Below are 23212 nucleotides of genomic sequence, written 5' to 3'. Positions count from 1 at the left end.
TTGCTCATGTCGGGCACATGGCGATCGAGTGACAGCCGGGGAGCTGGACATCCCCTGCCCCACCGGGATGCATAGGCTCCGGACAGACTTCGTGACCCTACGACCTGGAGTCCCACGTGCACCGCAGACTGATCGCACCGGGTGCGCTCGCCGTCTCCCTGCTGCTGACGGTCCCGGCATCGGCGGCCGACTACAAGCCCGGTGCGCCGGGCATCGGTGACCCCTACTACCCGTCCTACGGCAACGGCGGATACGACGTCTCGCACTACACCCTCCGGCTCAAGTACCAGCCCGTCACGGACGCGCTGGAGGGCACGGCGACTCTCCTCGCGCGGACCACGCAGGACCTGTCCCGCTTCCACCTCGACTTCCTGCTGGACGTCAGCGAGGTGCGCGTCGACGGCGCGAAGGCATCCTTCGCCACGTCCGGCGAACACGAGCTGGAGATCACCCCGAAGACGCCCCTGGCCAAGGGCACGCCCGTCACGATCGTCGTGCGCTACCGCGGCGTGCCGTCGTCGAAGCAGGCGTACGGCTTCACCAACTGGCACCGCACTCCGGACGGCGGGGTCGCCGCGAACGAGCCCGAGGCGGCCTGGTGGTGGTTCCCCAGCAACGACCACCCGCTCGACAAGGCCACCTACGACGTGTCGGTCGCCGTGCCCGACGGCACCCAGGCGATCTCCAACGGCACGCTCAGGTCGACGAGTTCACGCGCCGGGTGGACCCGCTACACCTGGCGGTCCGACAAGCCGCAGGCCACGTATCTCGCCACGCTTGCGGTCGGGAGATTCGACATCACGACCGGGCGCACCGAGAGCGGTATTCCGGTCATCAACGCGTACAGCAAGGACCTGGGTGACAACGCCGGCGCGGCCCGCGCGAGCGTCGAGCGCACGGGTGAGGTCGCCGAATGGCTCACCGGGTACTTCGGGCCCTACCCCTACAACGCGCTCGGCGGCTATGTGCCCAACGTGCGCACCGGGTACGCGCTGGAGACGCAGACCCGGCCGTTCTACAGCCCCCGGCAGTTCGCGGGCGGCTCAAACGTCTCCGTGGTCGTCCACGAGCTGGCCCACCAGTGGTACGGCGACCTCGTGTCCGTCGCCGGGTGGAAGGACATCTGGATCAACGAGGGCTTCGCCCGTTACGCGCAGTGGCTGTGGTCCGAGCACGAGGGCGAGGGGACGGCACAGGAGCTCGCGGACCACGTGTACGCGTCACACGCAGCCGACGATCCTTTCTGGAAGGTCAGGCCCGGTGACCCGGGGCCGGAGGACCTGTTCGACATCGCCGTGTACGACCGGGGCGCGCTGGCACTCCAGGTCCTGCGGAACGAGGTCGGTGACAGGGCGTTCTTCACGATCCTCAAGGGGTGGCCGGCGAAGTACGCCTACGGCAACGCGACGGTCGGGGACTTCCAGGAGTATGCCGAGCAGGTGTCCGGGCGGTCGCTGGCGGGTCTGTTCGACACATGGCTGTTCAAGCCGTCGAAGCCGGGGGCGCCTGCGGCGCGCGGCGCGGGCGTCGCCTCGCGGAGCTCGGGGGTCACGGCACCGACGTCCTGGAAGAAGATCACGGCGACGAATTCTGTGCACGCTCACTGAGCCGAGTGTGGTGTGCGGGGCCACTGCCGGCCGTCTTCAGACCGCTGGGACCGCGGCAGTGGCCCCGACGAGGCACGAGAGGTGTCACAGCGCCGGTGACACAGCGATACTGGCGTACATGACGACCGAGACCGGGGAGCCGACCCTCACCGTCGACGAGCTGGCCGCGCGGGCGGGGGTCACGGTGCGAACGGTCCGGTTCTACAGCACCAAGGGTCTGCTGCCGCCGCCGGTGATCGGTCCGCGCCGGGTGGGTCATTACGGCCGGGAACATCTCGCGCGTCTCGCGCTGATCGAGGAACTCCAGAGCCAGGGCATGACGCTCGCCGCCATCGAGCGCTATCTGCGCCGGCTGCCGCCGGACCTGACCCCGCACGAGCTGGCCCTCCAGCGTGCGGTGGTGGCGTCCTGGGCGCCGGACGCGGTGGAGACGGTGAGCCGGGTGGAGCTGGAGCGGCGCGCGGGCCGGCCGCTGAGCGAGGAGGACGTGGAGCGGCTGACGGCGATGAACGTCGTCGAGCGGGACGGCGGCTCGTTCCGCGTCGATCTCGGTCTGCTCCGGATCGGTGTGCAGGTCCTCGACGTTCCCCTGTCGGAGGAGACGATCCTGGCGGCCCGGTCCGTGCTCCTGGAGCACTCGCGCGCCGCCGCCCACGCGTTGTCGCGGCTGTTGCGGGACGCGGTGGCGGAGCGTGATCCGCAGGCCGTGAAGTCTCTGTCGGCCCATATGCAGCCCCTGGTGGTGCAGGCGCTGCTGACGACGTTTCAGCGGTCGTTGAAGGAGGAGCTTCGGGACTGGCTCAAGAGGGCGTGAGCCGGAGCGGGGGTGTCTTCGCCCCCGCCGCCCCTACCCGTCCCATCCCCAGGGGCGCTGCCCCCTTCGCCCCCGCCAAGGGGGCTACGTCCCCTGGACCCCCAGGGCTTCGGGGCTCCGCCCCGGACCCCGTTTCGGGGGCCGGCCCCCGGACCCCCGCTCCTCAAACGCCGGAGGGGCTGGATCGTGCGGGCGGGGCTGAGTTGTGCCGGGGCTGGGTTGCGCGGGCAGGGCTGGATGCGCCGACGGGTCTGGAGGCTCGGGCGGGGTTCGGCGTTCCTGGGGGCTGGGTGTTCGGGTGGGGGTGGTTTTGTTGGCCGGGGGCCGGGGTTCCAGGCCGTTGTCGGCTGCGGGCCGGGCTTTCTTTCAGCCCGTCCGGCGTTTGAGGACGAGGTCGTTCAGGCCGACAGGCGGGGGTCTGGGGGCGGCAGCCCCCAGGGATGGGACGGATAGGGGCGGCGGGGGCGAGGAACAGTCCCCACCCCGCGCGCCCCGACGCGTTACCCGTCCGAGAACCGCTCACCCCTCTCCGCCTTCTCCACCAGCAACACCGGCGGCGTGAACCGCTCTCCGTACCGGTCGGCGAGCTCCCGCGCGCGGGCGACGAAGCCGGGCAGTCCCCCGTCGTAGCCGTTGATGTACTGGAGGACGCCACCGGTCCAGCCGGGGAAGCCGATGCCGAAGAGGGAACCGATGTTGGCGTCGGCGACGGAGGTCAGGACGCCCTCCTCCAGGAGCCGGACGGTGTCCAGCGCCTCGGAGAAGAGCATGCGCTCCCGCATGTCCTCGAACGGGATCGCGTACCCCGGCTTGGTGAAGTGCTCACGCAGGCCCGGCCAGAGCGTGCCGCGCCCGCCGTCCGGGCCGTAGTCGTAGAAGCCCGCCCCGCCGCCGCGGCCGGTGCGTCCGAACTCGTCGACCATGCGGTCGATCACCGCCTCGGCCGGATGGGCGGTCCAGGTGCCGCCCGCCTCCTCCACGGCCCGCTTCGACTCGTTGCGGATCTTGCGCGGGAGCGTGAGGGTCAGCTCGTCCATCAGTGCGAGGACTTTCGCCGGATAGCCCGCCTGGCCCGCCGCCTGCTCGATCGACGCCGGCTCGATGCCCTCCCCCACCATCGCGACACCCTCGTTGATGAAGTGGCCGATCACCCGGGAGGTGAAGAAGCCGCGCGAGTCGTTGACGACGATCGGCGTCTTGTTGATCTGCCGGACGAGGTCGAAGGCTCGGGCCAGTGCCTCGTCGCCGGTCCGCTTCCCCCGGATGATCTCGACGAGGGACATCTTGTCGACCGGGGAGAAGAAGTGCAGTCCGATGAAATCGCCCTGCCGCTCCACGCCCTCGGCGAGCGCGGTGATCGGCAGCGTGGAGGTGTTGGAGCAGAGCAGGGCGTCCGGTGCCACGATGGGCTCGATCTCCTGGAACACCTTGCGCTTGAGGGCCGGGTCCTCGAAGACCGCCTCGATGACGGCGTCACAGCCCGCGAGGTCGGCCGGATCGGCGGTGGGCGTGATGCGGGCGAGCAGGGCGTCGGCCTTCTCCTGGGTCGTACGGCCCCTGGAGACCGCCTTGGCGCAGAGCTTCTCGGAATAGCTCCGGCCCTTCTCCGCGGCCTGCACCGACACGTCCTTGAGGACGACGTCGATACCCGCGCGGGCGCACGAGTACGCGATGCCCGCGCCCATCATCCCGGCACCGAGCACGGCGACCCTGCGGACCTGGCGGGGCTCGATGCCCCGCGGGCGGTTGGCACCGGAGTTGACGGCCTGGAGGTCGAAGAAGAACGCCTGGATCATGTTCTTCGCGGTCTGCCCGGTGACCAGTTCGGTGAAGTAGCGGGCCTCGATGGTCAGCGCGGTCTCGAAGTCGACCTGGGAGCCCTCGACGGCGGCCGCGAGGATGTTGCGCGGCGCAGGGTAGGGCGCGCCGTTCAGCTGCTTCTTGAGGTTGGCGGGGAACGCGGGCAGGTTCGCCGCGAACTTCGGGTTGGCCGGGGTGCCGCCGGGGATCTTGTAGCCCGGCTTGTCCCAGGGCTGCTGCGACTCGGGGTTCGCGTCGATGAAGGCGCGGGCCCTGGCGAGCATCTCCTCGGGGGTGGCGGCCACTTCGTGGACGAGGCCGCCCGCCTGGGCGCGCTTCGGGCTGTACTGGGTGCCCTGGAGAAGCACCTTGAGGAGGGCGTCCGCGATGCCCATCAGCCGTACGGTGCGGGTGACGCCGCCGCCGGCCGGGAGGAGGCCGAGGGTGACCTCGGGGAGGCCGATCCTGGAGCCGGGGGCGTCCAGGGCGACGCGGTGGTGGCTGGCCAACGCGATCTCGTAGCCGCCTCCCAGGGCCGCGCCGTTGATGGCCGCGACGACCGGTTTGCCGAGCGTTTCGATGCGGCGCAGGGAGTTCTTGATCTCCGTGCCGGTGTCGAACACCTGCTGGGCGTGTTCCGGGCCCGCCTGGATCATGTCCTTCAGGTCGCCGCCCGCGAAGAACGTCTTCTTCGCGGACGTGTAGATGATCCCGCGGATCGAGTCCTTCTCCGCCTCCGCGCGGTCGGCGATCGCCTTGATGGAGGCCCTGAACGCCTGGTTCATGGTGTTGGCGGACTGGTGGGGGTCGTCGAGGACGAGGGTGACGACTCCGGTGTGGTCCTGTTCCCAGCGGATGGTGGTGCTCTCGTTCATGGCAGGTTCTCCGTTGCAGTCGGGTCGGTCCGCCGGTGGGTTACAGGCGCTCGATGATCGTGGCGATGCCCATGCCGCCGCCGACGCACAGCGTGGCCAGGCCGTAGCGCTTGTCCTGCCGCTCCAGTTCGTCCACCAGGGTGCCCAGGATCATCGCCCCCGTCGCTCCCAGCGGATGCCCCAGTGCGATGGCGCCCCCGTTGACGTTGACCTTGTCCAGTGGGATCGCCATGTCCTTCACGAAGCGCAGCACCACGGCCGCGAAGGCCTCGTTGATCTCGACGAGGTCGATGTCGTCGATGGTCAGTCCGGCCTTCGCGAGGGCCTTGCGGGTGGCGGGCGCCGGACCGGTCAGCATGATCGTGGGCTCGGAGCCGGAGACGGCCGCGGACACGATCCGCGCGCGGGGTGTCAGGCCGTAGCGCTCGCCGACCTCGCGGGAGCCGATCGCGACGAGCGCCGCGCCGTCCACGATGCCGGACGAGTTGCCCGCGTGATGGACGTGGTCGATCTCCTCGACCCAGTGGTACTTCTGCAGCGCCACCGCGTCGAAGCCGCCGAGGTCCCCGATGTCCGCGAAGGACGGCTTCAGCTTGGCGAGCGCGTCGGCGGTGGTGCCGGGCCGCATGTGCTCGTCGTGGTCGAGGATCGTGAGCCCGCTGCGGTCGGTGACCGGGACCACGGACCGGTCGAACCGGCCGTCCTTCCATGCGGCCGCCGCCCGCTCCTGCGACAGCGCCGCGTACTCGTCGACGTCCCGTCGTGAGAAGCCCTCGATCGTGGCGATGAGGTCCGCGCCGATGCCCTGCGGTACGAAGTTGACGGCCATGTTGGTCATCGGGTCGTTGAACCAGGCGCCCCCGTCGGAGGCCATCGGCACCCGCGACATCGACTCGACACCGCCCGCGAGCACCAGGTCCTCCCAGCCGGAACGCACCTTCGCGGCGGCCGTGTTGACGGCTTCGAGCCCCGAGGCACAGAAGCGGTTCTCCTGGACGCCGGCCACCGTGTCCGGCAGCCCCGCGGCGACCGCGGCGATGCGGGCGATGTCGGAGCCCTGGTCGCCGACGGGTCCCACGACACCGAGCACGATGTCGTCGATCGCGGCCGGGTCGAGTTCCGGGAAGCGCCGCCGGATCTCATGGATCAGCCCGGTCACCAGGTCGATGGGTTTGGTGCCGTGCAGGGCGCCGTTCGCCTTGCCGCGGCCGCGCGGGGTGCGGATCGCTTCGTACACGTACGCTTCGGTGCTCACGAGTCAGGCCTTTCGGGTGGCAAGGGGTCAGGAAACCGGGGCGGCGTGGAGGCGGGCGGAACAGGTGTCAGCCATAGCCGTACGGGTGTCAGCCGTCGTCCGTACGGGTGACAGCTCGCCCGATCGGGTGTCAGCCGTCGTCCTTCAGCAGACCGGGTATGTCCCAGTCCCGGGCCACGGCCGCGGTGTCGGCGCCCGGCTGGGCGGGGCCGCTGCGCAGGGAGGTGCGGGTCGCGGAGAAGCGGGGTGCGGGGGCGGGCTGGGTGATGCCGCCGAAGTCGGTGAAGGTACCGCGTGCGGCGAGGTGCGGGTGGTGGGGCGCCTCGCGCAGTGACAGGACCGGGGCCACGCAGGCGTCGGAGCCCTCGAAGACAGCCGTCCACTCGTCGCGTGTACGGGCCTTGAAGCGGGCCGCGACCATCTCGCGCAGTTCGCCCCAGCGTGCCACGTCCTTGCGGGCCGGAGCCCGGTCCCTGATGCCGAGCAGGTCCACGAACTCCTCGTAGAACTGCTGCTCCAGCGCGCCCACGGCCATGTACCCGCCGTCGGCCGTCTCGTACGTCCCGTAGAAGGGGCAGCCCCCGTCGAGGAGGTTGGCCGCGCGCCGGTCCTGCCAGCGGCCGGCGGCGAGCATGCCGTGGATCATCGTGGCCAGGTGCGCTGCGCCGTCGACGATCGCCGCGTCCACGACCTGTCCGGTGCCGGTGGCGCGCGCGTGGTGGAGGGCGGCGAGCACACCGACGACGAGGTAGAGCGAGCCGCCCGCGTAGTCGCCGACGAGGTTGGCCGGGACGGCGGGCGGCTCGTCCGGGCTGCCGATCATGCCGAGGGTGCCGGTCGGCGCGAGGTACGCGATGTCGTGCCCGGCGCGCCCGGCGAGCGGGCCCTGCTGGCCCCAGCCGGTCATACGGCCGTAGACGAGCCGCGGGTTGCGGGCGTGGCAGGTCTCGGGGCCGACGCCGAGGCGCTCGGCGACGCCGGGGCGGTAGCCCTCGATGAGGATGTCCGCGCGGTCGACCAGGTCGAGGACGAGGTCCGGGCCGTCCTCGCTCTTGAGGTCGACGATCACCGACCGCTTGTTGCGGTTCGTGATGTCGTACTCGGGGTCGATGGCGAGTCCGGTGCCGTCGGGACGGTCCACGCGGACCACGTCGGCCCCGAGGTCGGCGAGGAGCATGGCGGCGAAGGGGCCGGGCCCGATGCCGGCGAGCTCGACCACGCGCACACCGACGAGCGGGCCCTGTCCGGGCGTCCCTGCGTCTGCCATCCGGCCCCCTGAGCGTGACACTGCCGATGTAACACCAGTGATGCTAGGAACGTGTTCCAGTGGGCACAAGCCCTGGGCGAGCAAGCGCTTAGTCGATTGCCTGGAGCGCGGACATGGGCATGATCACACCGTCGGCTCCCGATCTTTCGGCTGCGGCTGCTCGTACCTCACGCTAGCCTCAGCCACCGACAACGGCGCGGGGGCGAGGGCTGAGGGGTGCCATGGGCAGGCGGGGCAGGGTGGATCGCGCGTACGACGTCGTGCTCTTCGGGGCGACCGGATTCGTCGGGGAGCTCACGGCGGAGTACCTCGCCGCCCATGCGCCGGAGGGAGTGCGGTGGGCGGTCGCGGGGCGCGATGCCGGGAAGCTGGAGCGGCTGCGTGAGCGCCTGCCCGGCGGCTCCACGATCGGGGTACTGCGGGCGGACGCCGGGGATCCGCAGTCGCTGCGCGAACTCGCCGGGCACGCGCGCGTGGTGGCGACGACGGTCGGCCCCTATCTGAGCTACGGCGAGGAACTGGTGGCAGCCTGCGCCGATACCGGCACGGACTACGTGGACCTCAGCGGGGAGCCCGAGTTCGTGGACCTGATGTACGTGCGGCACGACGCACGCGCGCGGGAGACCGGTGCGCGGCTCGTGCACGGCTGCGGTTTCGACTCGGTACCGCACGACCTGGGGGCGTACTTCACCGTGGCGCAGCTCCCGGAGGGCGTGCCGATCACGGTGGACGGGTTCGTGCGCTTCGACGCGATGGCCTCGGGCGGTACGTTCGCCTCCGCGCTGAACCAGGTCTCGCGCGGGCGGCAGCTGCTGGCCGCGGCGCGGGACCGGCGGCGGCACGAGCCGCGTACGCCCGGACGGCGGGCGCACGCGCCGCTGGGTGCGCCGCGGTTCGCCAAGGAGGTCGGAGCGTGGGCGGTGCCGCTGCCCACGATCGACGGGCAGGTGGTGCAGCGCTCGGCGCGGGCGCTGCGGCGGTACGGGCCCGACTTCCGCTACCGCAACTACGCGGCCGTACGGAGCCTGCCGTACGCCCTCGGGGGTGTCGCCGCCGCCGGCGCGGTGGTCGCGGCCGCCCAGCTGCCGCCCGCGCGACGCTGGTTGTCGGAGCGGCTCAGGCCCGGAGAGGGACCGAGCGCCGAGAAGCGGGCGAAGAGCTGGTTCTCGGTGCGGTTCGTGGGCGAGGGCGGTGGGCGCCGGGTGTTCACGGAGGTCGCGGGTGGTGACCCCGGCTACGACGAGACGGCGAAGATCCTCGCCGAGTCGGCGCTGAGCCTCGCCCTCGACGAGCTGCCGGACACGGCCGGGCAGGTCACCCCGGCGGTCGCGATGGGCGACGCGCTGATCGGGCGGTTGCGCCGGGCAGGCATCACCTTCCGGGTGGCGGCCGGCCGGTAGAGGCCAGGGCACCTGCCCGCGCCCGACCGGTTCAGAAGGACCAGCCGGTGACCGTGTAGAGCATGCAGCCGATCCAGGCGAGTCCGGCGATCACGGCGAGGACCAGGCTCGTCATCACGGCGCGCTCGATGGGCTGGGTGGGGCTGGCGGCCGGCTTGGCGGTGTGCTGCGTCGTCATGGAGCACAGCCTGTCGATCATGACGGCGCCCCCACATCCGTACAGATACTCAGATCGGATACTCAGACACGGTAGTCGGACACTCCGGTCTCCCCTGGGGACAGTGCCTCCTTGAGGGCTTGTCGGCACAGGGAGTCCGCCCGCCTGGTGGACTCCGGGACGCGGTACTCGGGGGTGAGTGCGAGCGTGTGGGCGCACGCGGTGTCGAGGCTCACCCGATGGCCGACCGAGACGAACACCGGCTTGACGCCGTCACGGGTGCGCAGGGCGCGGCCCACCTCCTCGGTGCCCGCCAGGAGCGGGGAGGTGTTCCCGCGCGCGGGACCGGGTTCGTCGTACGTGAAGGTGAACGGGTTCTTGGCGACGCCGATCGTGGGGTGCCCGGAGAGGACGCCGAGGTGGCTGGCGAGGCCGAAGCGGCGTGGGTGGGCGAGACCGTACCCGTCGCACACGACGAGCCCCGGTGCGCAGGGCAGCGCGTCCAGGGCGGCGAGGACGGTGGGGATCTCCCGGAAGGCGAGCAGGCCGGGCACGTACGGGAAGGAGACCCGCCCGACGGCGGTTGCCTCGGCGACCACGTCGAGGGTCGCGGCGTCCAGCACCACGGCCGCCGCCGCGACGACGTCCCGCTCGTCGTCGTAGGCGACGTCGACACCGGTCACATGGCCGGTGCCGGGCCCCGGCCCGTCCTCGTCGAGCACCACCCTGCTCCGCAACTCGTCCTGCACGGCACGGGCCTGCTCTTCGGTGGCGGGCCAGCCCGCCGGGATGCGCACGGTCGTCATGATGGTGCGAGCCTACGGCGCCCGGCCCTGCGGGCACGGCCGGGGCCTTTCCGGTCACTTCTTGCCCAGGGCCTGCCGCAGCTCGCTCTTGTTCATGTCGGAGCGGCCCCGGATGTTGCGGCGCTTGGCCTCCTCGTACAGCTGGTCATAGGTGGGCCCCTGCGCGCCCCGGCCCGAACGCTGCCCGCCGCGCCTGCCGGAGGACATGTCCCGGGTGGAGACGCGGCTCGCGGTCCTGGACTCGCCTGACCGTGCGCGCCCCTTGTTCACGGTCCGCGCGGCGATCTCCTCGGCGCGCTTCTTGCTCTCGCCCCGGTCCTGGGCGCTCTCCTTGATGTGCTCGTACTGTCGTTCTCTCTTGGGACTCGAACCGCGTGGCATGATCGCTCCTTCCGTCACGGGCCGGGTACCCCTTTTTCACCGCACAGTTCTTCAGCACGCCGGCGAGTCAGGTTTTTCAGGACACCCACGCGTCAGGAGCATGCGGATGCGTGCGGAGGCGTGCGGTTACCCGCCCCGGTCCGGGTCAGCGCTCCAGGCGTGCCACGCGGCCCTGTTCGCCCGCGGCCCAGCAGGCCTGATCGGGGGCGCAGTCCACGGTGTCGTACGAACCGGTGTCCACCGTCCGCCAGGTGCGTCCGCCGTTCGTGGTCAGGTCGGTGCCGGTGGGGCCGACGGCGAGCGCCGTGCTGCCGCTGTGCGGGAGCCAGGTGACGCCGGAGCGGTAGGCGGGCGGCGGCTGGGCGGCCGGGGTCCAGCCGCGGCCGCCGTCGCCGGTGCGGGCCGCCGCTCGGGGTGACGTCTGGTCGGGGCGGTAGTCGCCGCCGACCGCGATGCCGTGCGCACGGTCGCGGAAGGCGAGCGCGAAGACACCGCGGGCCGGATCGCCCGCCGGGATCGGGGTGTCGGCGGCCGTCCAGGTCAGCCCCCGGTCGGAGGAGTGCAGCACACGCGCGCGTGCGGCCCCGCCCGTGGCCAGCCACACGTCCCTCGGCCCGGAGCTGACCAGGCACTGGCCGCTCGCCGCGAAGCCCGCCTCGCCCTCCAGGGCCGGGGGCATGCCCGCGCTGGGCAGGACCGTCCAGGAGCGGCCGCCGTCCCGTGTCGAGAGGATGCGGAACCTGCCGTCCACCGGGTCGCTCATGGCCAGCCCGTGCTGCCGGTCGAAGAAGGTGAGGCAGTCGTAGAAGGCCTTCGGGTCGGTGTTGCGGAAGGACTCCGTCCAGGTGGCACCGCCGTCCTCGGTACGCAGCACCCTGGAGGCCTCGCCCTCGCCGATGGCCAGCACCACGGCCCGGCGCGTGTCGAACGCCTCGATGTCGCGGAACTGCAACTCCCCCGCTCCGGGCGGCGAGACGTTCCGCCAGCTCACGCCGCCGTCGGTGGTGCGCAGCACGGTGCCCTCGGTCCCGGCCAGCCATGCGGCGTCGCGGCTGACGGCCGCGAGGCCGCGGAAGCGGACGTCGGCCGTACCCGTGTCCTTGAGCTCCCAGTGCGGGGGCCGCGGCGCGGGGTGGGCCTGCGCGGGTGCCGTCAGGGCGGCGACGAGTCCCGCCGCGCACAGTCCGACGAGTGCTCGCCAACTCGCCCCCACCGATGCCGATTTCACCAGTCCCATGGCGGGCGAAGCTAGCCCACCGTCCCAGTGGCGTCCAGATGCCTGCTGCCGGGAACCGCGCGGCGTGTTCGAGTGTCCTCTCCGATGTCCGGGATCACGGGCCCAGGGACCACGGGACGCGAAATGGATCACCAAGAGACGTCACGCAGAAACCACAGAGCCACCGCGGTGAATTTTCCCGGTGACAGAGGTCACTCGCATTTCATGGGCACGGATTGGCTCATTCCAGCGTCTCTTCAAGTGCCCGGCCACACCCACCAGGATTCCGTCCAGCCGTCACGAGGGAGCAAGGCGATGTCCACCATCATCGAGCAGCCCGTTGAGGCCCGTCTCGTCGCCGCCGCGCCGCGGATGCCGAGCATTCCCGCCACGCTCCACTACGACCGGCGCGACCCCTTCGCCGTCAGCATGACCTTCCCGGCCCCCGCCACCCTGGAGGGCGTGGAGGTCTGCTGGACCTTCGCCCGTGAACTGCTCGTGTCCGGCATGGACGAGGCGGTCGGCCACGGCGACGTCCGGGTGCGGCCGTACGGCTACGAGCGGCTGGTCATGGAGTTCCACGCCCCCGAGGGCACGGCCGTGGTGCACCTCCGGGCGGCCGAGGTACGGCGCTTCCTGGACCGTACGACCGAACTGGTGGCCCTCGGTCTCGAACACCTCCAGATCGACCTGGACCACGACCTCGCGGAGCTGATGCGGGACGCCTGCTGAGCACCGACGCCCGCCGCCCGGAGGGGCGTTGGGCACCACCGGTCTCTTGCCCGGCCTCAGGTGACGATGGTGAGGGTGGTCGTCACGAGCAGCGCCGTGCGCACCTCCTGGACGACCTTCCGCAGGGCCGGGGCCGCCGCTCCGCCTCGCTCCGTCAGGGCCTCGATCCGCTCCTTGTGGCGGTCGGGGCCCTCACCGCTGAACAGGGTGCGCAGGCCGACCGAGGCGGCGAGCGCGACGAGGGCCGCGTCGCGCTCGGGCACTTCCGCCACCGGGAGAGGGCCCTCCAGGATCCGCCGGGCCTCCTCGTGCAGGCCTTCCACCAGGGGCACACGCTCCAGCTCGTACTCCACCATCGGGAAGACACCGAGCGTCCGCTGCCTCACCACGCGCAGACAGCCGTCCGCGACAAGCTGGGCCGGCACGGCGTCGAGGGTGACGCGGGCCCGCAGTGTGACCCAGGTCTTCCAGGTGCGTGGCTGGGACTCCTCGACGAGTTCCAGGAGCCCGTCGAGAACCGGGTCTCCCGTGCGGGCGTCGGGGTCGACGGGTGTGGCGATGCCGTCCTCGTCGGTGAGCAGCCCGCGCTGGACCAGTTCGGTGAGGGCACCGGCGCGGACCAGGTGGCCGAGGTGAGCCGCTCGGGGCAGCCCCGTCCTCGTGGTGTCCCAGGCCAGCAGGTAGAGCCGGGCGGGCAGCGACAGAGAGCCGTTCGGCACGGGGAGTCCTCCTCGGGGTGGCCGGGCTCCACGTTAATCCGTTGACAGCCCACAGGCCTCCTCCGTAGCGTCGTACGCGGTCCTGTTGCCGTCGATTGGAGAAGGACGTTGCTCGTCTGAGGTCCTGAGACACCGCGTCACACACCGTCACGTGTGTGCGTTGCGTGCGACCTCGGCGTACGAGCCGTCCTCCGGCGCGGGGCTTTTCTCATGCCCCCGTGGCCTTGGCGGTCGCTGTGCTCCCTCCGTCCGCTCCCGCCTCGCGGTGTCTCTCACGCGTTCGCCCCGACCACTCCCAGCAACCGTGAGGCCGCCATGTCCGCTTCCATCACCTGCACCGCTCTCTCCTTCGCCTGGCCCGACGGCACCCCCGTCTTCGACGACCTGCAGATCTCCTTCGGCCCCGGCCGGAGCGGGCTCGTCGGCGTCAACGGATCAGGGAAGTCAACCCTGCTGAGGCTGATCGCCGGGGAGCTCACCCCGGCCGAGGGCACGGTCCGCGTGGCCGGCGAGGTCGGCTACCTGCCGCAGAACGTCACGCTCGACACCGGCCTACGGGTCGACGAGGCCCTCGGCATCGCCGCCGTCCGGGCCGCGCTGCACGCCATCGAGGCGGGCGACGTGGCCGAGGAGCACTTCGCGACGGTCGGCGACGACTGGGACGTGGAGGAGCGCGCGCTCGCCACCCTCGGCGAACTCGGGCTCGGCCACATCGACCTGGACCGCACGATCGGCGAGGTCTCGGGCGGCGAGTCGGTGCTCCTGCGCCTGGCCGCGCTGCTGCTGCGCCGACCGGACGTACTCCTGCTGGACGAGCCGACCAACAACCTCGACGTGTACGCGCGCCGCCGCCTGTACGAGGCGGTGGCGTCCTGGTCCGGGGTCATGGTCGTGGTCAGCCACGACCGCGAACTCCTCGAACTCGTCGACCAGATCGCCGACCTGCGCTCCGGTGAGGTGACCTGGTACGGCGGCAACTACTCCGCGTACGAGGAGGCGCTGGCCGCCGAGCAGGACGCGGCGGAACGCATGGTGCGGGTCGCCGAGGCCGATCTGAAGAAGCAGAAGCGGGAACTGGGCGAGGCACACTCGAAGTTGGCCAAGCGGACGCGCTACGCCAACAAGATGTACGAGAACAAGCGCGAGCCCCGGGCCGTGATGAAGCTGAAGAAGCGCTCGGCCCAGGTCTCCGCCGGCAAGCACCGCCTCCTGCACGAGGAACGGCTCGCCGACGCCAAGGAGCGGCTCGACGAGGCGGTGGAGGCCGTACGGGACGACGACGAGATCCGCGTCGACCTGCCGTACACGGCGGTGCCCCCGGGCCGTACGGTCCTCACGCTCCTGGACCTGGAGTTGAGGTACGGCGCGCGTGTGCGCGGCGGCCTCGATCTGCGCGGGCCCGAGCGGATCGCCCTGATCGGGCGCAACGGCGCGGGCAAGACCACGCTGCTGCGCACGATCGCGGGCGAGCTGGAGCCGGTGGCGGGCGAGGCGACGGCGCACGTCCCGCTGCGCTTCCTGCCGCAGCGGCTCGATGTGCTCGACGACGGCCTGACGGTCGTGGAGAACGTGGCCCGGTTCGCCCCGAGTGCCACCAACAACCGGATCCGGGCGCGCCTGGCCCGCTTCCTGTTCAAGGGGGCGCGCGCCGACCAGCCGACGGCGACGCTCTCCGGCGGCGAACGCTTCAGGGCGGCGCTGGCCGCGCTGATGCTGGCGGAGCCCGCGCCTCAGCTGCTGATGCTCGACGAGCCGACGAACAACCTGGACATGGCGAGCGTACGGCAGCTCACCACGGCCCTGGAGTCGTACGAGGGCGCGCTGATCGTGGCCAGTCACGACCTGCCGTTCCTGGAGTCGATCGGGATCACCCGCCGGCTGCTGATGGAGGAGGGAGAACTGAGGGAAATCACGCCAGAAGCTGTCGGGTATCCCGCCTAGCTTCGGGTGCATGCCCGAATACATCACCGTTACCGGAGCCCGGGAGAACAACCTCAAGGACGTCACCCTCCGCATCCCGAAAGGCCGGCTGACCGTGTTCACCGGCCTGTCGGGGTCGGGGAAGTCGTCCGTCGTCTTCGACACGATCGCGGTGGAGTCGCAGCGTCAGCTGAATGAGACGTTCACCTGGTTCGTGCGCAACAGGCTGCCCAAGTACGAACGGCCGCACGCCGACGCCATCGAGGATCTCTCCCCCGCCATCGTGGTCGACCAGCGGCCGGTCGGGGGCCACTCCCGGTCCACGGTCGGCACCATGACCGACATCCAGTCGGTGCTCCGGGTGCTGTTCTCCCGGCACGGCGCGCCCAGCGCGGGCCCGGCGTCCGCGTACTCCTTCAACGACCCGTCCGGCATGTGCCCCGGATGTGACGGGCTGGGGCGGGCCGTCGGCCCCGACTGGGACCGCCTGCTCGACCCGGGCCGGTCGCTGGCGGACGGCGCGATCGTCTTCCCGCCGTTCGCCGCGGGCACCTGGCAGGGGCAGACCTACACGAACACCCCCGAGCTCGACCCGCACAAACCGGTCGGTGAGTTCACCGACGCCGAGTGGGAGTTCCTGATGCGCGGCGCGCCCGGGAGCAAGGTCGAGGTCACCGGCTCGGGCGGCACCTGGAGCACCGACTACGAGGGGCTCGCCGACCGTTTCGAGCGGCTGTACCTCAAACGGGACCTGTCGGGCATGAGCCAGAAGACCCGCGACCTCGTGCGGCGTTTCCTCGTCGAGGACACCTGCCCGGTGTGCCACGGCGCCCGCCTCAACGCGGCGGCGCTCGCCACGCGGGTGGGCGGCCTGTCCATCGCCGACTACGCCCGTATGCAGGTCACCGACCTCATCGGCGTCCTCAACGAGATCGACGGCCCGCAGGCCCGTCCCATCGCCTCGGCCGCCGTCACCGCGCTGGAGCGGATCGACGCCATCGGCCTCGGCTACCTCAGCCTCGACCGCGAGACGTCCACGCTGTCCGGCGGGGAGGGACAGCGGCTGAAGACAGTACGGCACCTGGGGTCGAGCCTGACAGGGATGACGTACATCTTCGACGAACCGAGCGTCGGCCTGCACCCGCGGGACGTGGGCCGCCTCGGCGATCTGCTGCTGCGGTTGCGGGACAAGGGGAACACCGTGCTGGTCGTCGAGCACGACCGGGACGTCATCGCGCTCGCCGACCACGTCGTGGACATGGGCCCGGGCGCGGGCGCCGACGGCGGGCTGGTCGTCTTCGAGGGCACGCCGAAGGAGCTGGCCGCCGCGGACACCCCGACCGGACGGTGCCTGCGCCGCCGGACGGCGGTCAAGGCGCAGCCTCGGCGTCCGGCCGGCGGGCTGTGGGTGAAGGGCACGGATCTGCACAACCTGCGGGATGTGACCGTGGAGTTCCCGACCGGGGTACTCACGGTGGTCACCGGGGTCGCGGGGTCGGGGAAGAGCTCTCTGGTGTCCGGCGCGTTCGTGGCGGCGCACCCGCGGGCCGTGGTCGTCGACCAGTCGGCGGTCGGCATCTCGGGGCGGTCGACTCCGGCGACGTACATCGGCGTCATGGACACCGTGCGGAAGGTCTTCGCCCGGGAGACGGGCACCGACGCCGGACTGTTCAGCTTCAACTCGTCGGGCGCGTGCGGGACCTGCCAGGGGCGCGGGATCATCCACACCGATCTGGCGTTCATGGACCCGGTGACCACGACGTGCCACGACTGCGAGGGACGGCGCTTCCGGGAGGAGGTGCTGCGGCTGACGGTGGACGGCCGCTCCATCGCCGACGTCCTGGACATGACGGCCGATCAGGCGCTGGGCTTCTTCACCGAACCGGGCGCACGGCGACGCCTCCGCGCCCTGCGGGACGTGGGGCTGACGTACCTCACCCTCGGGCAGCCGCTGTCCACGCTGTCCGGCGGCGAACGGCAGCGCATCAAGCTCGCGACCCGGCTGCACATGAGGGGGGCGGTGTACGTCCTCGACGAACCGACGACCGGGCTGCACATGGCGGATGTCGAGGGTCTGCTCGCGCTGCTCGACCGGCTGGTCGACGGAGGCAACACGGTCGTGGTCGTCGAGCACAACCTGGAGGTGGTGGCGCACGCCGACTGGATCGTGGATCTGGGACCCGGCGGAGGCAGGGACGGCGGCCGGGTGATGTTCGAAGGGACGCCGGAACAGCTGCTGGGCGCACGGGACTCGTACACGGCGGAACATCTGCGGCAGGCCACCGCCTGAGTGCCGGTCACCTCGGCGGTCACCCGCTTGTTACTCAGGGGTTTTGTTCGCGTGGGCAAGGGCTGCATCATGGTCCGGCATCCCGATGGGCCTCACCCCCAAGAACGCCCTGCCCGAGAACGCCCGAGACGGAGATCCGCCGTGCCCAGCAAGAAGGCCCTCGTCCGCCGCCCCAGCCCCAGACTGGCCGAGGGCCTGGTCACCCACATCGAACGTGCGAAGGTCGATGTCGGTCTCGCGGTCGACCAGTGGGAGGCGTACACGGAGGCACTGCGCACGCACGGCTGGGAGACCGTCGAGGTGGAGCCCGCCGACGACTGCCCCGACTCGGTGTTCGTCGAGGACACGGTCGTGATGTTCCGCAACGTCGCGCTCATCGCCCGGCCCGGAGCCGAGTCGCGGCGCGGCGAGACCGCCGGTGTCGAGGAGGCGGTGGCCGCACTCGGCTGCTCGGTGAACTGGATCTGGGCGCCGGGCACCCTCGACGGCGGTGACGTCCTGAAGATCGGCGACACGGTGTTCGTGGGCCGCGGCGGACGCACCAACGCGGCCGGGGTACAGCAGCTCAGAGCCGCGTTCGAGCCGCTCGGGGCGCGGGTGGTGGCCGTACCCGTGAACAAGGTGCTGCACCTGAAGTCGGCGGTGACCGCGCTGCCCGACGGCACGGTCGTCGGGCACATCCCGAAGATGGACTCCCTCACGCTGTTCCCGAGCTTCCTGCACGTGCCGGAGGAGTCCGGCGCCCATGTGGTGCTGCTCGGCGGTGACAAGCTGCTCATGGCGGCGAGCGCTCCGAAGACCGCCGCCCTGTACGAGGACCTCGGGTACGAGCCCGTCGTCGTGGACATCAGCGAGTTCGAGAAGCTCGAAGGCTGTGTGACGTGCCTCTCGGTGCGGCTGCGGGAGCTGTACGCCTGACCAGGCGGGCACATCGCCTCCCGGCCCCTGGACCTGCGGGTCTGTGGGTTCGCGAGGTCGACGACATGCCCGGTGAACACCCCGGGACACTGCGGGAACACCCGCTGAACAGGGGTCTTTACAGCACACTTAACCTACGGCTTCGTAACCTACGGGTTCGTAGCCTACGATTCCGTAGGTTGGGTCACTCGCTCGTGACCACGCACGTTTTCTCGTCCCCCTGGAGCCACCGTGTCGATCACTTCCCCCCACCTTGGCAGCTCGTCCACCTGGACCGACGCACGACTGCTGTACGCCCTGGAGGAAGTGGTCGAGAAGGAGCTCAACCGGCATCTGACGGTCGCCAAGGACTGGATGCCGCACGAGTACGTGCCGTGGAGCGACGCCCGGAACTTCCCGGGCTTCTTCGAGGACGGCGAGGCCTGGGAGAAAGAGCAGTCCAAGGTCACCGAGATCGGCCGTATCGCGCTGGTGGTGAACCTGCTCACCGAGGACAACCTGCCCAGCTACCACCACGAGATCGCCACGCTGTTCGGCCGTGACGGCGCCTGGGGCACCTGGGTGCACCGCTGGACCGCCGAGGAGGGCCGGCACGGCATCGTGATGCGCGACTACCTGCTCGCGTCGCGCGCGGTCGACCCGGACAAGCTCGAAGAGTTCCGCATGGCCCACATGAGCGAGGGCTTCGAGTCGGACAACAGGCACTCGATGCTGCACTCGGTCGCGTACGTCGCCTTCCAGGAGCTGGCCACCCGTATCTCGCACCGCAACACGGGCCACCAGTCCGGCGACCCGATCTGCGACCGCATGCTGACGCGCATCGCGACGGACGAGAACCTGCACATGGTGTTCTACCGGAACCTGCTGAAGGCGGCGTTCGAGCTCGCGCCCGACCTGACGATGCAGGCGGTCCGCGACGTCGTCGTCAACTTCCGCATGCCCGGCCACGGCATCCCCGGCTTCGAGCGCGCCGCCGCCCAGATGGCCATCGGCGAGGTCTACAACCTGCGGATCCACCACGACGACGTGCTCCAGCCGGTGCTGCGCTTCCTGAAGATCATGGAGATCGACGGGCTGGGCCCCGAGGGCCGCCAGGCGCAGGAGGAGCTGGGGCTCTACATGGGCGGACTGGACGCGGAGGCCCTGAAGTTCGACGAGAAGCTCGCGGCGCGCAAGGCCCGGATGGCGGCACGCGCCGGAGCCTGACGGCAGTACACGCATGACCTCCGCGGATGCCCCGCCTCGGCCGAGGCGGGGCATCCGCGTTCCGTGAGCCGATCCGGGGTCGGCGCATGTGCCGCGTGCGGGGGACGGCGGTTCACGGTGACGTGCGGGTGACAGGGGGGGGTGCCGGTGACGGTCGTCAGCGTGGATCCGTGCGCTTGAGGTGGAGTCGTTCCCGCTCGGAGAGGCCGCCCCAGACGCCGAAGCGCTCGTCGTTGGCCAGCGCGAACTCCAGGCAGGCGGTGCGCGTCTCGCACATGCCGCAGATCAGCTTCGCCTCCCGTACCGAGCTGCCCGGCTCGGGAAAGAAGAAGTCGGCCCCCGTCTGTGCGCACAGCGCCTGCTCCTGCCAGGCCAGGTCCGGCGGGGTGGGTGTGTCGGTGTGCATGGTCGAGATGGTGTCGCGCGGTGAAAAACGTTCGATCAACGCAGGATCAACGACACCCGGGCCGGGCGGGATGTCCACGGTGCACGGCCGGTCCGGTGGTACCGCTGCGGACACCCGATGATGGACCCGCGGGCCAGGCGGACGCACGGCGGCGCGCGGGTCGCTCGTACACGGGTCGCTCCCCGTCCGATTACCCCATGTCACTGACCGAATGTCACTGGGTGCAGGTCGCAGCGGCAGCGTCCCGGCGGCGGTTGTCAGTGGGCGGTGCGAGACTCGTCAGTGCAGGCAATGGGCCCCTCGAAGGAGTGCGTACATGATCACCACGCGCTATGTCACCGGCGCCCCGAACTGGCTCGACCTCGGCGCCCCCGACCTCGACGGCGCCTCGTCCTTCTACGGCGGACTCTTCGGCTGGCAGTTCCAGCCGGGCCCGCCCGAGACCGGCGGCTACGGCTTCTTCCAGCTCGACGGGAAGACCGCGGCGGGCGGGATGCGAACCACCCCGGAGCAGGGGCCGCCGTCCTGGACGGTGTACTTCCAGACGCCGGACGCGGACGCCACGGCGACGGCGGTCGAGCAGGCGCACGGCACGGTGCTCGCGCAGCCCATGGACGTGCTGGGCCAGGGCCGCACGGCCCTCTTCGCCGACCGGGCGGGCGTGCGCTTCGGCGTCTGGCAGCCCGCGGCCACCAAGGGCCTCGACATCGTGCGGGACCAGGGCTCGCTGTGTTGGCTGGAGCTGTATACCCCGGACCTTCCCGCGGCCGCCGGATTCTACCACGCCGTGCTCGGCTGGGAGACCTCGGCCGTCGCGTTCCCCGGGGGCATGTACACCACGGTCCACCCGGCGGGCACCGAGATGGATGCCATGTTCGGCGGCATCGTCCCGCTGGAGGACGCGCCGGCCAGGACGGAGACCGGGGCCTGGTTGCCGTACTTCGAGGTCCCGGACACGGACGCCACGGCCGCCAGGGCGCAGGAGCTGGGCGGCACGGTCCGCCTCCCCGCGACCGACTTGCAGGGCGTCGGCCGCATCGCCGAGTTCACCGACCCCTACGGAGCGCGGTTCGCGGTGATCAAGAGCGTGCCGCAGCAGAGCTGAGACCAGCAGGGATCACGGGTCCACCACCGGGGGCTGCCCCGGGCTGCTGTTCATCGCCATGATTCCGGCGGAGCGCTCAGGCGGAGGCGCGTCGCACCAGCGTGGTCGGCAGGACGACGCTGGAGGGCGCGTTCGCGGCCTCTCGCCCGGCCCCCGCTCCTCGGGGCTCCAGCCCGCCCAGCAGCAGGCGTGCCATCAACCGGCCCATCTCCTCGATGTCCTGGCGGATCGTCGTGAGAGGAGGGTCGGTCTGTTCGGCGACCGGCAGCATGTCGTCGAAGCCGACCACGGCGACGTCGTCGGGGACTCGGCGTCCGCTCTCCCGCAGCGCACGCAGGGCGCCCGAGGCGGAGAGGTCGTTGGCGGCGAAGACGGCGTCCAGGTCGGGGCAGCGGTCCAGGAGTTCCCGCATGGCGCTCTCGCCGCCCGCGGGCGTGAAGTCGCCCTCGCCGACCATCCGCGGACCGGCGTCCACCATGACATCGCGGAACCCCTGGAGCCGGTCGACGGCGGAGGTCTGGTCGAGGGGACCGGTGATGTGCCCGATACGGGTGCGGCCGAGCCCGACGAGATACCGAACGGCGTCCCGCGCACCCCCGCGGTTGTCGCTGTCCACGTACACGACGTCGGGCACGCCGTCGCCCCAGCCGGGCCGCCCGCCGAACACGGTCGGCACACCTGCCCCGTGGATCAGTCCGGGCAGCGGATCGTCGAGGTGAAGCGAGAAGACGAGCGCGCCGTCGACATGTCCGCCGGCGAGGTACCGTCCGACGCGTACGTGATCGTCGCGCCCTTCGGTGAGCAGCAGGACGAGCTGGGAGTCGTGCGCGGTCAGCTCCTTGCCGATGCCGCGCAGTTGGAGGGCGAAGAAGGGGTCGGCGAAGACCCTGGTCTCGGGCTCGGCGATCACGACGGCGACGGCGTCGTGCCGTCGGGTGACCAGGCTCCGGGCCGCCTGGTTCGGCACGTACCCGAGTTCCTCGACGGCTCTGCGTACCCGCTCGACGAGCGGTTCCCGCACGCCCGTGCCCCCGTTGACGACCCGTGACACGGTCGCCCGCGACACCCCCGCCCGCGCTGCCACGGCCTCCAGCGTGGGACGCGACGTTTCCTCGGACACTTAGGGACTCTCCTCCAGAGCGGCTGCCCGTCAGGATAGCCCTGGAGGCGGCGTCGCTTGAGAGCGCTCTCTGGAGTCTGTACCGGGACCCTAGTGGTGCGGCTCGTACCCGGGGATCGTGCCGTCCGGCTTCTTCACCAGGAACAGGCCGACCATGCCCATGTCGGAGTGGCTCTGGACATGGCAGTGGTACATCCAGGCGCCCGCGCCGACGCCCTCGCCGGCGATCACCTGGAAGCCGAAGGAGTCGGCCGGGCCCACGATCTTGTTGTCGATGACCTGACTGGGGTCGTCGGGGCCGGTCAGCAGACCCGTACGGTTGTCCGCCCAGCGGTGACCGTGCAGATGGAACGTGTGGTAGTACTCGCCGTGGGTGATCATCACCCACTCGACGCGATCGCCCACCGTCGCCTCGAAGTTGGGGCCGGAGTGGGCCGGTTTGTTGTTGATCAGCATGTCGTTGAAGACGACCGTGACGGTCTTGTCGGGCAGGATGTCGCCCTTCCTGCGGACGATCACCGGTCCGTAGAGGCCGTTGCGGATGCCGCCCGTCCCGTGTTCCGTGCCGACCACGTGGTCGTGGTAGTTCCAGTAACCCGCGCTGCCCGCACGCCAGGTGCCGTCCGCGCGGCGGCCGGGGGCGTGGGTGCGCCAGGTGTAGGTGCGGGTGCCGCCCGGCTCGACGTCGCTCTTGTTCATCCTGGTGCCGTCGCTGGTGATCTCGTAGTCCAGTCCGTGGACGTGCAGGCTCGCCGCCACGTCCATGGTGTTCTCGAACTCGATGTGCAGCGTGTCCCCTTCGTTGAGCTCGATCAGCGGGCCGGGGATCGTCGCCTTGCCCTTCTCCAGGCCGTAGCCCATCTGACCGCCGGGGAGTCTCTCGGCGTACATCTTGATGCGCTTCACCTCACCGCCGGCCGGCGCGGTCTTCACCGCCTCCTCGGCGCTCACGGCTTCCGGGGCCAGGGACAACGATGTCGCGACGGCCGCGCCGCCCAGCAGCACCCGCCGGTTGAACCCGCGTCTGTCCATGCGGAACTCCCCATCCTGGTGCGGAACTTACGGAGACGTACCTGTGATGAACTGAGGGAACGGTACCGGCCACACTCGCGTTTATCCACACTCAGGACAAAGTTTGTGGTATCGCGGTCATAGGTATTGGCGGGCCGTGCAAAAGGGTCTACCTTCCATGGCGCTGTTGCTGTGACCGTGGAGGTG

General features: G+C 70.9%; 20 protein-coding genes. 9 read left to right on the top strand and 11 right to left on the bottom strand.

What is annotated here, in order from left to right:
* Positions 1 to 116 precede the first annotated feature (116 nt).
* Both IE262_RS15560 and IE262_RS15555 read left to right on the top strand, forming a co-directional pair.
* Complete coding sequence (locus IE262_RS15560; RefSeq protein ID WP_189874224.1) at positions 117 to 1607, top strand: M1 family metallopeptidase; 1491 nt, start codon at positions 117 to 119, stop codon at positions 1605 to 1607.
* 118 nt (positions 1608 to 1725) lie between these two features.
* Positions 1726 to 2421 (top strand): MerR family transcriptional regulator, encoded by a 696-nt coding sequence (locus IE262_RS15555; protein ID WP_134037051.1) that lies wholly within the window; start codon positions 1726 to 1728, stop codon positions 2419 to 2421.
* Between the two features lie 500 nt (positions 2422 to 2921).
* On the opposite strand, the gene IE262_RS15550 is transcribed toward IE262_RS15555, so the two are convergent.
* The 3 genes from IE262_RS15550 to IE262_RS15540 all read right to left on the bottom strand — a co-directional run bounded on the left by IE262_RS15550 (position 2922) and on the right by IE262_RS15540 (position 7618).
* Positions 2922 to 5096 carry a 3-hydroxyacyl-CoA dehydrogenase NAD-binding domain-containing protein gene (locus tag IE262_RS15550; RefSeq protein WP_189874222.1) on the bottom strand — a complete coding sequence of 725 codons (2175 nt, stop codon included), beginning with the start codon at positions 5094 to 5096 and terminating at the stop codon, positions 2922 to 2924.
* 40 nt (positions 5097 to 5136) lie between these two features.
* Positions 5137 to 6351 (bottom strand): acetyl-CoA C-acetyltransferase, encoded by a 1215-nt coding sequence (locus IE262_RS15545; protein WP_134037045.1) that lies wholly within the window; start codon positions 6349 to 6351, stop codon positions 5137 to 5139.
* 130 nt (positions 6352 to 6481) lie between these two features.
* Complete coding sequence (locus IE262_RS15540) at positions 6482 to 7618, bottom strand: CaiB/BaiF CoA transferase family protein (RefSeq protein WP_189874220.1); 1137 nt, start codon at positions 7616 to 7618, stop codon at positions 6482 to 6484.
* Positions 7619 to 7839: 221 nt separating this feature from the next.
* On the opposite strand from IE262_RS15540, the gene IE262_RS15535 reads away from it, so the two are divergent.
* A complete protein-coding gene (locus IE262_RS15535; protein WP_189874219.1) occupies positions 7840 to 9018 on the top strand; it encodes a saccharopine dehydrogenase family protein in 1179 nt (392 codons plus the stop codon).
* A gap of 31 nt (positions 9019 to 9049) precedes the next feature.
* Here IE262_RS15535 and mmpA read toward each other — a convergent pair whose 3' ends face one another.
* The 4 genes from mmpA to IE262_RS15515 all read right to left on the bottom strand — a co-directional run bounded on the left by mmpA (position 9050) and on the right by IE262_RS15515 (position 11599).
* Entirely contained in the window at positions 9050 to 9196 is a 147-nt protein-coding gene (gene mmpA, locus IE262_RS15530) for a morphogenic membrane protein MmpA (RefSeq protein WP_189874602.1), read from the bottom strand.
* A gap of 62 nt (positions 9197 to 9258) precedes the next feature.
* Positions 9259 to 9981, bottom strand: coding sequence for an endonuclease V (locus IE262_RS15525; protein WP_134037036.1), 723 nt, complete (start codon positions 9979 to 9981; stop codon positions 9259 to 9261).
* A gap of 54 nt (positions 9982 to 10035) precedes the next feature.
* Complete coding sequence (locus IE262_RS15520) at positions 10036 to 10362, bottom strand: plasmid stabilization protein (protein WP_134037032.1); 327 nt, start codon at positions 10360 to 10362, stop codon at positions 10036 to 10038.
* Positions 10363 to 10507: 145 nt separating this feature from the next.
* Positions 10508 to 11599: a WD40/YVTN/BNR-like repeat-containing protein gene (locus IE262_RS15515; protein ID WP_189874217.1), complete on the bottom strand. Its 1092-nt coding sequence runs from the start codon at positions 11597 to 11599 to the stop codon at positions 10508 to 10510.
* A gap of 294 nt (positions 11600 to 11893) precedes the next feature.
* On the opposite strand from IE262_RS15515, the gene ssgD reads away from it, so the two are divergent.
* Positions 11894 to 12310, top strand: coding sequence for a spore wall synthesis regulator SsgD (gene ssgD, locus IE262_RS15510; RefSeq protein ID WP_134037026.1), 417 nt, complete (start codon positions 11894 to 11896; stop codon positions 12308 to 12310).
* Between the two features lie 56 nt (positions 12311 to 12366).
* Here the strand turns inward: ssgD and IE262_RS15505 are convergent, their stop codons facing one another.
* Positions 12367 to 13029, bottom strand: a complete 663-nt coding sequence (locus tag IE262_RS15505; RefSeq protein ID WP_189874215.1) for a GOLPH3/VPS74 family protein — start codon at positions 13027 to 13029, stop codon at positions 12367 to 12369.
* 315 nt (positions 13030 to 13344) lie between these two features.
* Here IE262_RS15505 and IE262_RS15500 point away from each other — a divergent pair, with 315 nt between their 5' ends.
* From IE262_RS15500 to IE262_RS15485, 4 genes are all read left to right on the top strand, one after another.
* Entirely contained in the window at positions 13345 to 14970 is a 1626-nt protein-coding gene (locus IE262_RS15500) for an ABC-F family ATP-binding cassette domain-containing protein (RefSeq protein ID WP_189874213.1), read from the top strand.
* A 10-nt stretch (positions 14971 to 14980) separates the two neighbouring features.
* Positions 14981 to 17239, top strand: a complete 2259-nt coding sequence (locus tag IE262_RS15495) for an ATP-binding cassette domain-containing protein (protein WP_189874211.1) — start codon at positions 14981 to 14983, stop codon at positions 17237 to 17239.
* A 141-nt stretch (positions 17240 to 17380) separates the two neighbouring features.
* Positions 17381 to 18157 (top strand): dimethylargininase, encoded by a 777-nt coding sequence (ddaH, locus tag IE262_RS15490; RefSeq protein ID WP_189874209.1) that lies wholly within the window; start codon positions 17381 to 17383, stop codon positions 18155 to 18157.
* Between the two features lie 231 nt (positions 18158 to 18388).
* Positions 18389 to 19363: an acyl-ACP desaturase gene (locus IE262_RS15485; protein ID WP_134037011.1), complete on the top strand. Its 975-nt coding sequence runs from the start codon at positions 18389 to 18391 to the stop codon at positions 19361 to 19363.
* A gap of 157 nt (positions 19364 to 19520) precedes the next feature.
* Here IE262_RS15485 and IE262_RS15480 read toward each other — a convergent pair whose 3' ends face one another.
* Positions 19521 to 19769, bottom strand: coding sequence for a WhiB family transcriptional regulator (locus IE262_RS15480; RefSeq protein ID WP_166681653.1), 249 nt, complete (start codon positions 19767 to 19769; stop codon positions 19521 to 19523).
* 316 nt (positions 19770 to 20085) lie between these two features.
* Here IE262_RS15480 and IE262_RS15475 point away from each other — a divergent pair, with 316 nt between their 5' ends.
* The gene (locus tag IE262_RS15475) at positions 20086 to 20874 is read left to right on the top strand and encodes a VOC family protein (protein WP_189874207.1); all 789 of its coding nucleotides are present in this window, start codon (positions 20086 to 20088) and stop codon (positions 20872 to 20874) included.
* A 76-nt stretch (positions 20875 to 20950) separates the two neighbouring features.
* Here the strand turns inward: IE262_RS15475 and IE262_RS15470 are convergent, their stop codons facing one another.
* The gene (locus IE262_RS15470; RefSeq protein WP_189874205.1) at positions 20951 to 21994 is read right to left on the bottom strand and encodes a LacI family DNA-binding transcriptional regulator; all 1044 of its coding nucleotides are present in this window, start codon (positions 21992 to 21994) and stop codon (positions 20951 to 20953) included.
* 90 nt (positions 21995 to 22084) lie between these two features.
* Entirely contained in the window at positions 22085 to 23026 is a 942-nt protein-coding gene (locus IE262_RS15465; RefSeq protein ID WP_134036999.1) for a multicopper oxidase domain-containing protein, read from the bottom strand.
* Between the last annotated feature and the right edge of the window lie 186 nt (positions 23027 to 23212).

The sequence above is a fragment of the Streptomyces bluensis genome (assembly GCF_014650715.1).
Classification (GTDB): domain Bacteria; phylum Actinomycetota; class Actinomycetes; order Streptomycetales; family Streptomycetaceae; genus Streptomyces; species Streptomyces bluensis.
This window is presented reverse-complemented; position numbering and strand designations above follow the sequence as displayed.

Excerpts from the sequence above, each read along its gene's own strand:
- IE262_RS15555 (WP_134037051.1), top strand. The coding sequence starts at position 1,726 with ATGACGACCGAGACCGGGGAGCCGACCCTCACCGTCGACGAGCTGGCC.
- IE262_RS15550 (WP_189874222.1), bottom strand. The coding sequence starts at position 5,096 with ATGAACGAGAGCACCACCATCCGCTGGGAACAGGACCACACCGGAGTC.
- IE262_RS15540 (WP_189874220.1), bottom strand. The coding sequence starts at position 7,618 with ATGGCAGACGCAGGGACGCCCGGACAGGGCCCGCTCGTCGGTGTGCGC.
- IE262_RS15535 (WP_189874219.1), top strand. The coding sequence starts at position 7,840 with ATGGGCAGGCGGGGCAGGGTGGATCGCGCGTACGACGTCGTGCTCTTC.
- mmpA (WP_189874602.1), bottom strand. The coding sequence starts at position 9,196 with ATGACGACGCAGCACACCGCCAAGCCGGCCGCCAGCCCCACCCAGCCC.
- IE262_RS15525 (WP_134037036.1), bottom strand. The coding sequence starts at position 9,981 with ATGACGACCGTGCGCATCCCGGCGGGCTGGCCCGCCACCGAAGAGCAG.
- IE262_RS15520 (WP_134037032.1), bottom strand. The coding sequence starts at position 10,362 with ATGCCACGCGGTTCGAGTCCCAAGAGAGAACGACAGTACGAGCACATC.
- IE262_RS15515 (WP_189874217.1), bottom strand. The coding sequence starts at position 11,599 with ATGGGACTGGTGAAATCGGCATCGGTGGGGGCGAGTTGGCGAGCACTC.
- ssgD (WP_134037026.1), top strand. The coding sequence starts at position 11,894 with ATGTCCACCATCATCGAGCAGCCCGTTGAGGCCCGTCTCGTCGCCGCC.
- IE262_RS15500 (WP_189874213.1), top strand. The coding sequence starts at position 13,345 with ATGTCCGCTTCCATCACCTGCACCGCTCTCTCCTTCGCCTGGCCCGAC.
- IE262_RS15495 (WP_189874211.1), top strand. The coding sequence starts at position 14,981 with ATGCCCGAATACATCACCGTTACCGGAGCCCGGGAGAACAACCTCAAG.
- IE262_RS15480 (WP_166681653.1), bottom strand. The coding sequence starts at position 19,769 with ATGCACACCGACACACCCACCCCGCCGGACCTGGCCTGGCAGGAGCAG.
- IE262_RS15475 (WP_189874207.1), top strand. The coding sequence starts at position 20,086 with ATGATCACCACGCGCTATGTCACCGGCGCCCCGAACTGGCTCGACCTC.
- IE262_RS15465 (WP_134036999.1), bottom strand. The coding sequence starts at position 23,026 with ATGGACAGACGCGGGTTCAACCGGCGGGTGCTGCTGGGCGGCGCGGCC.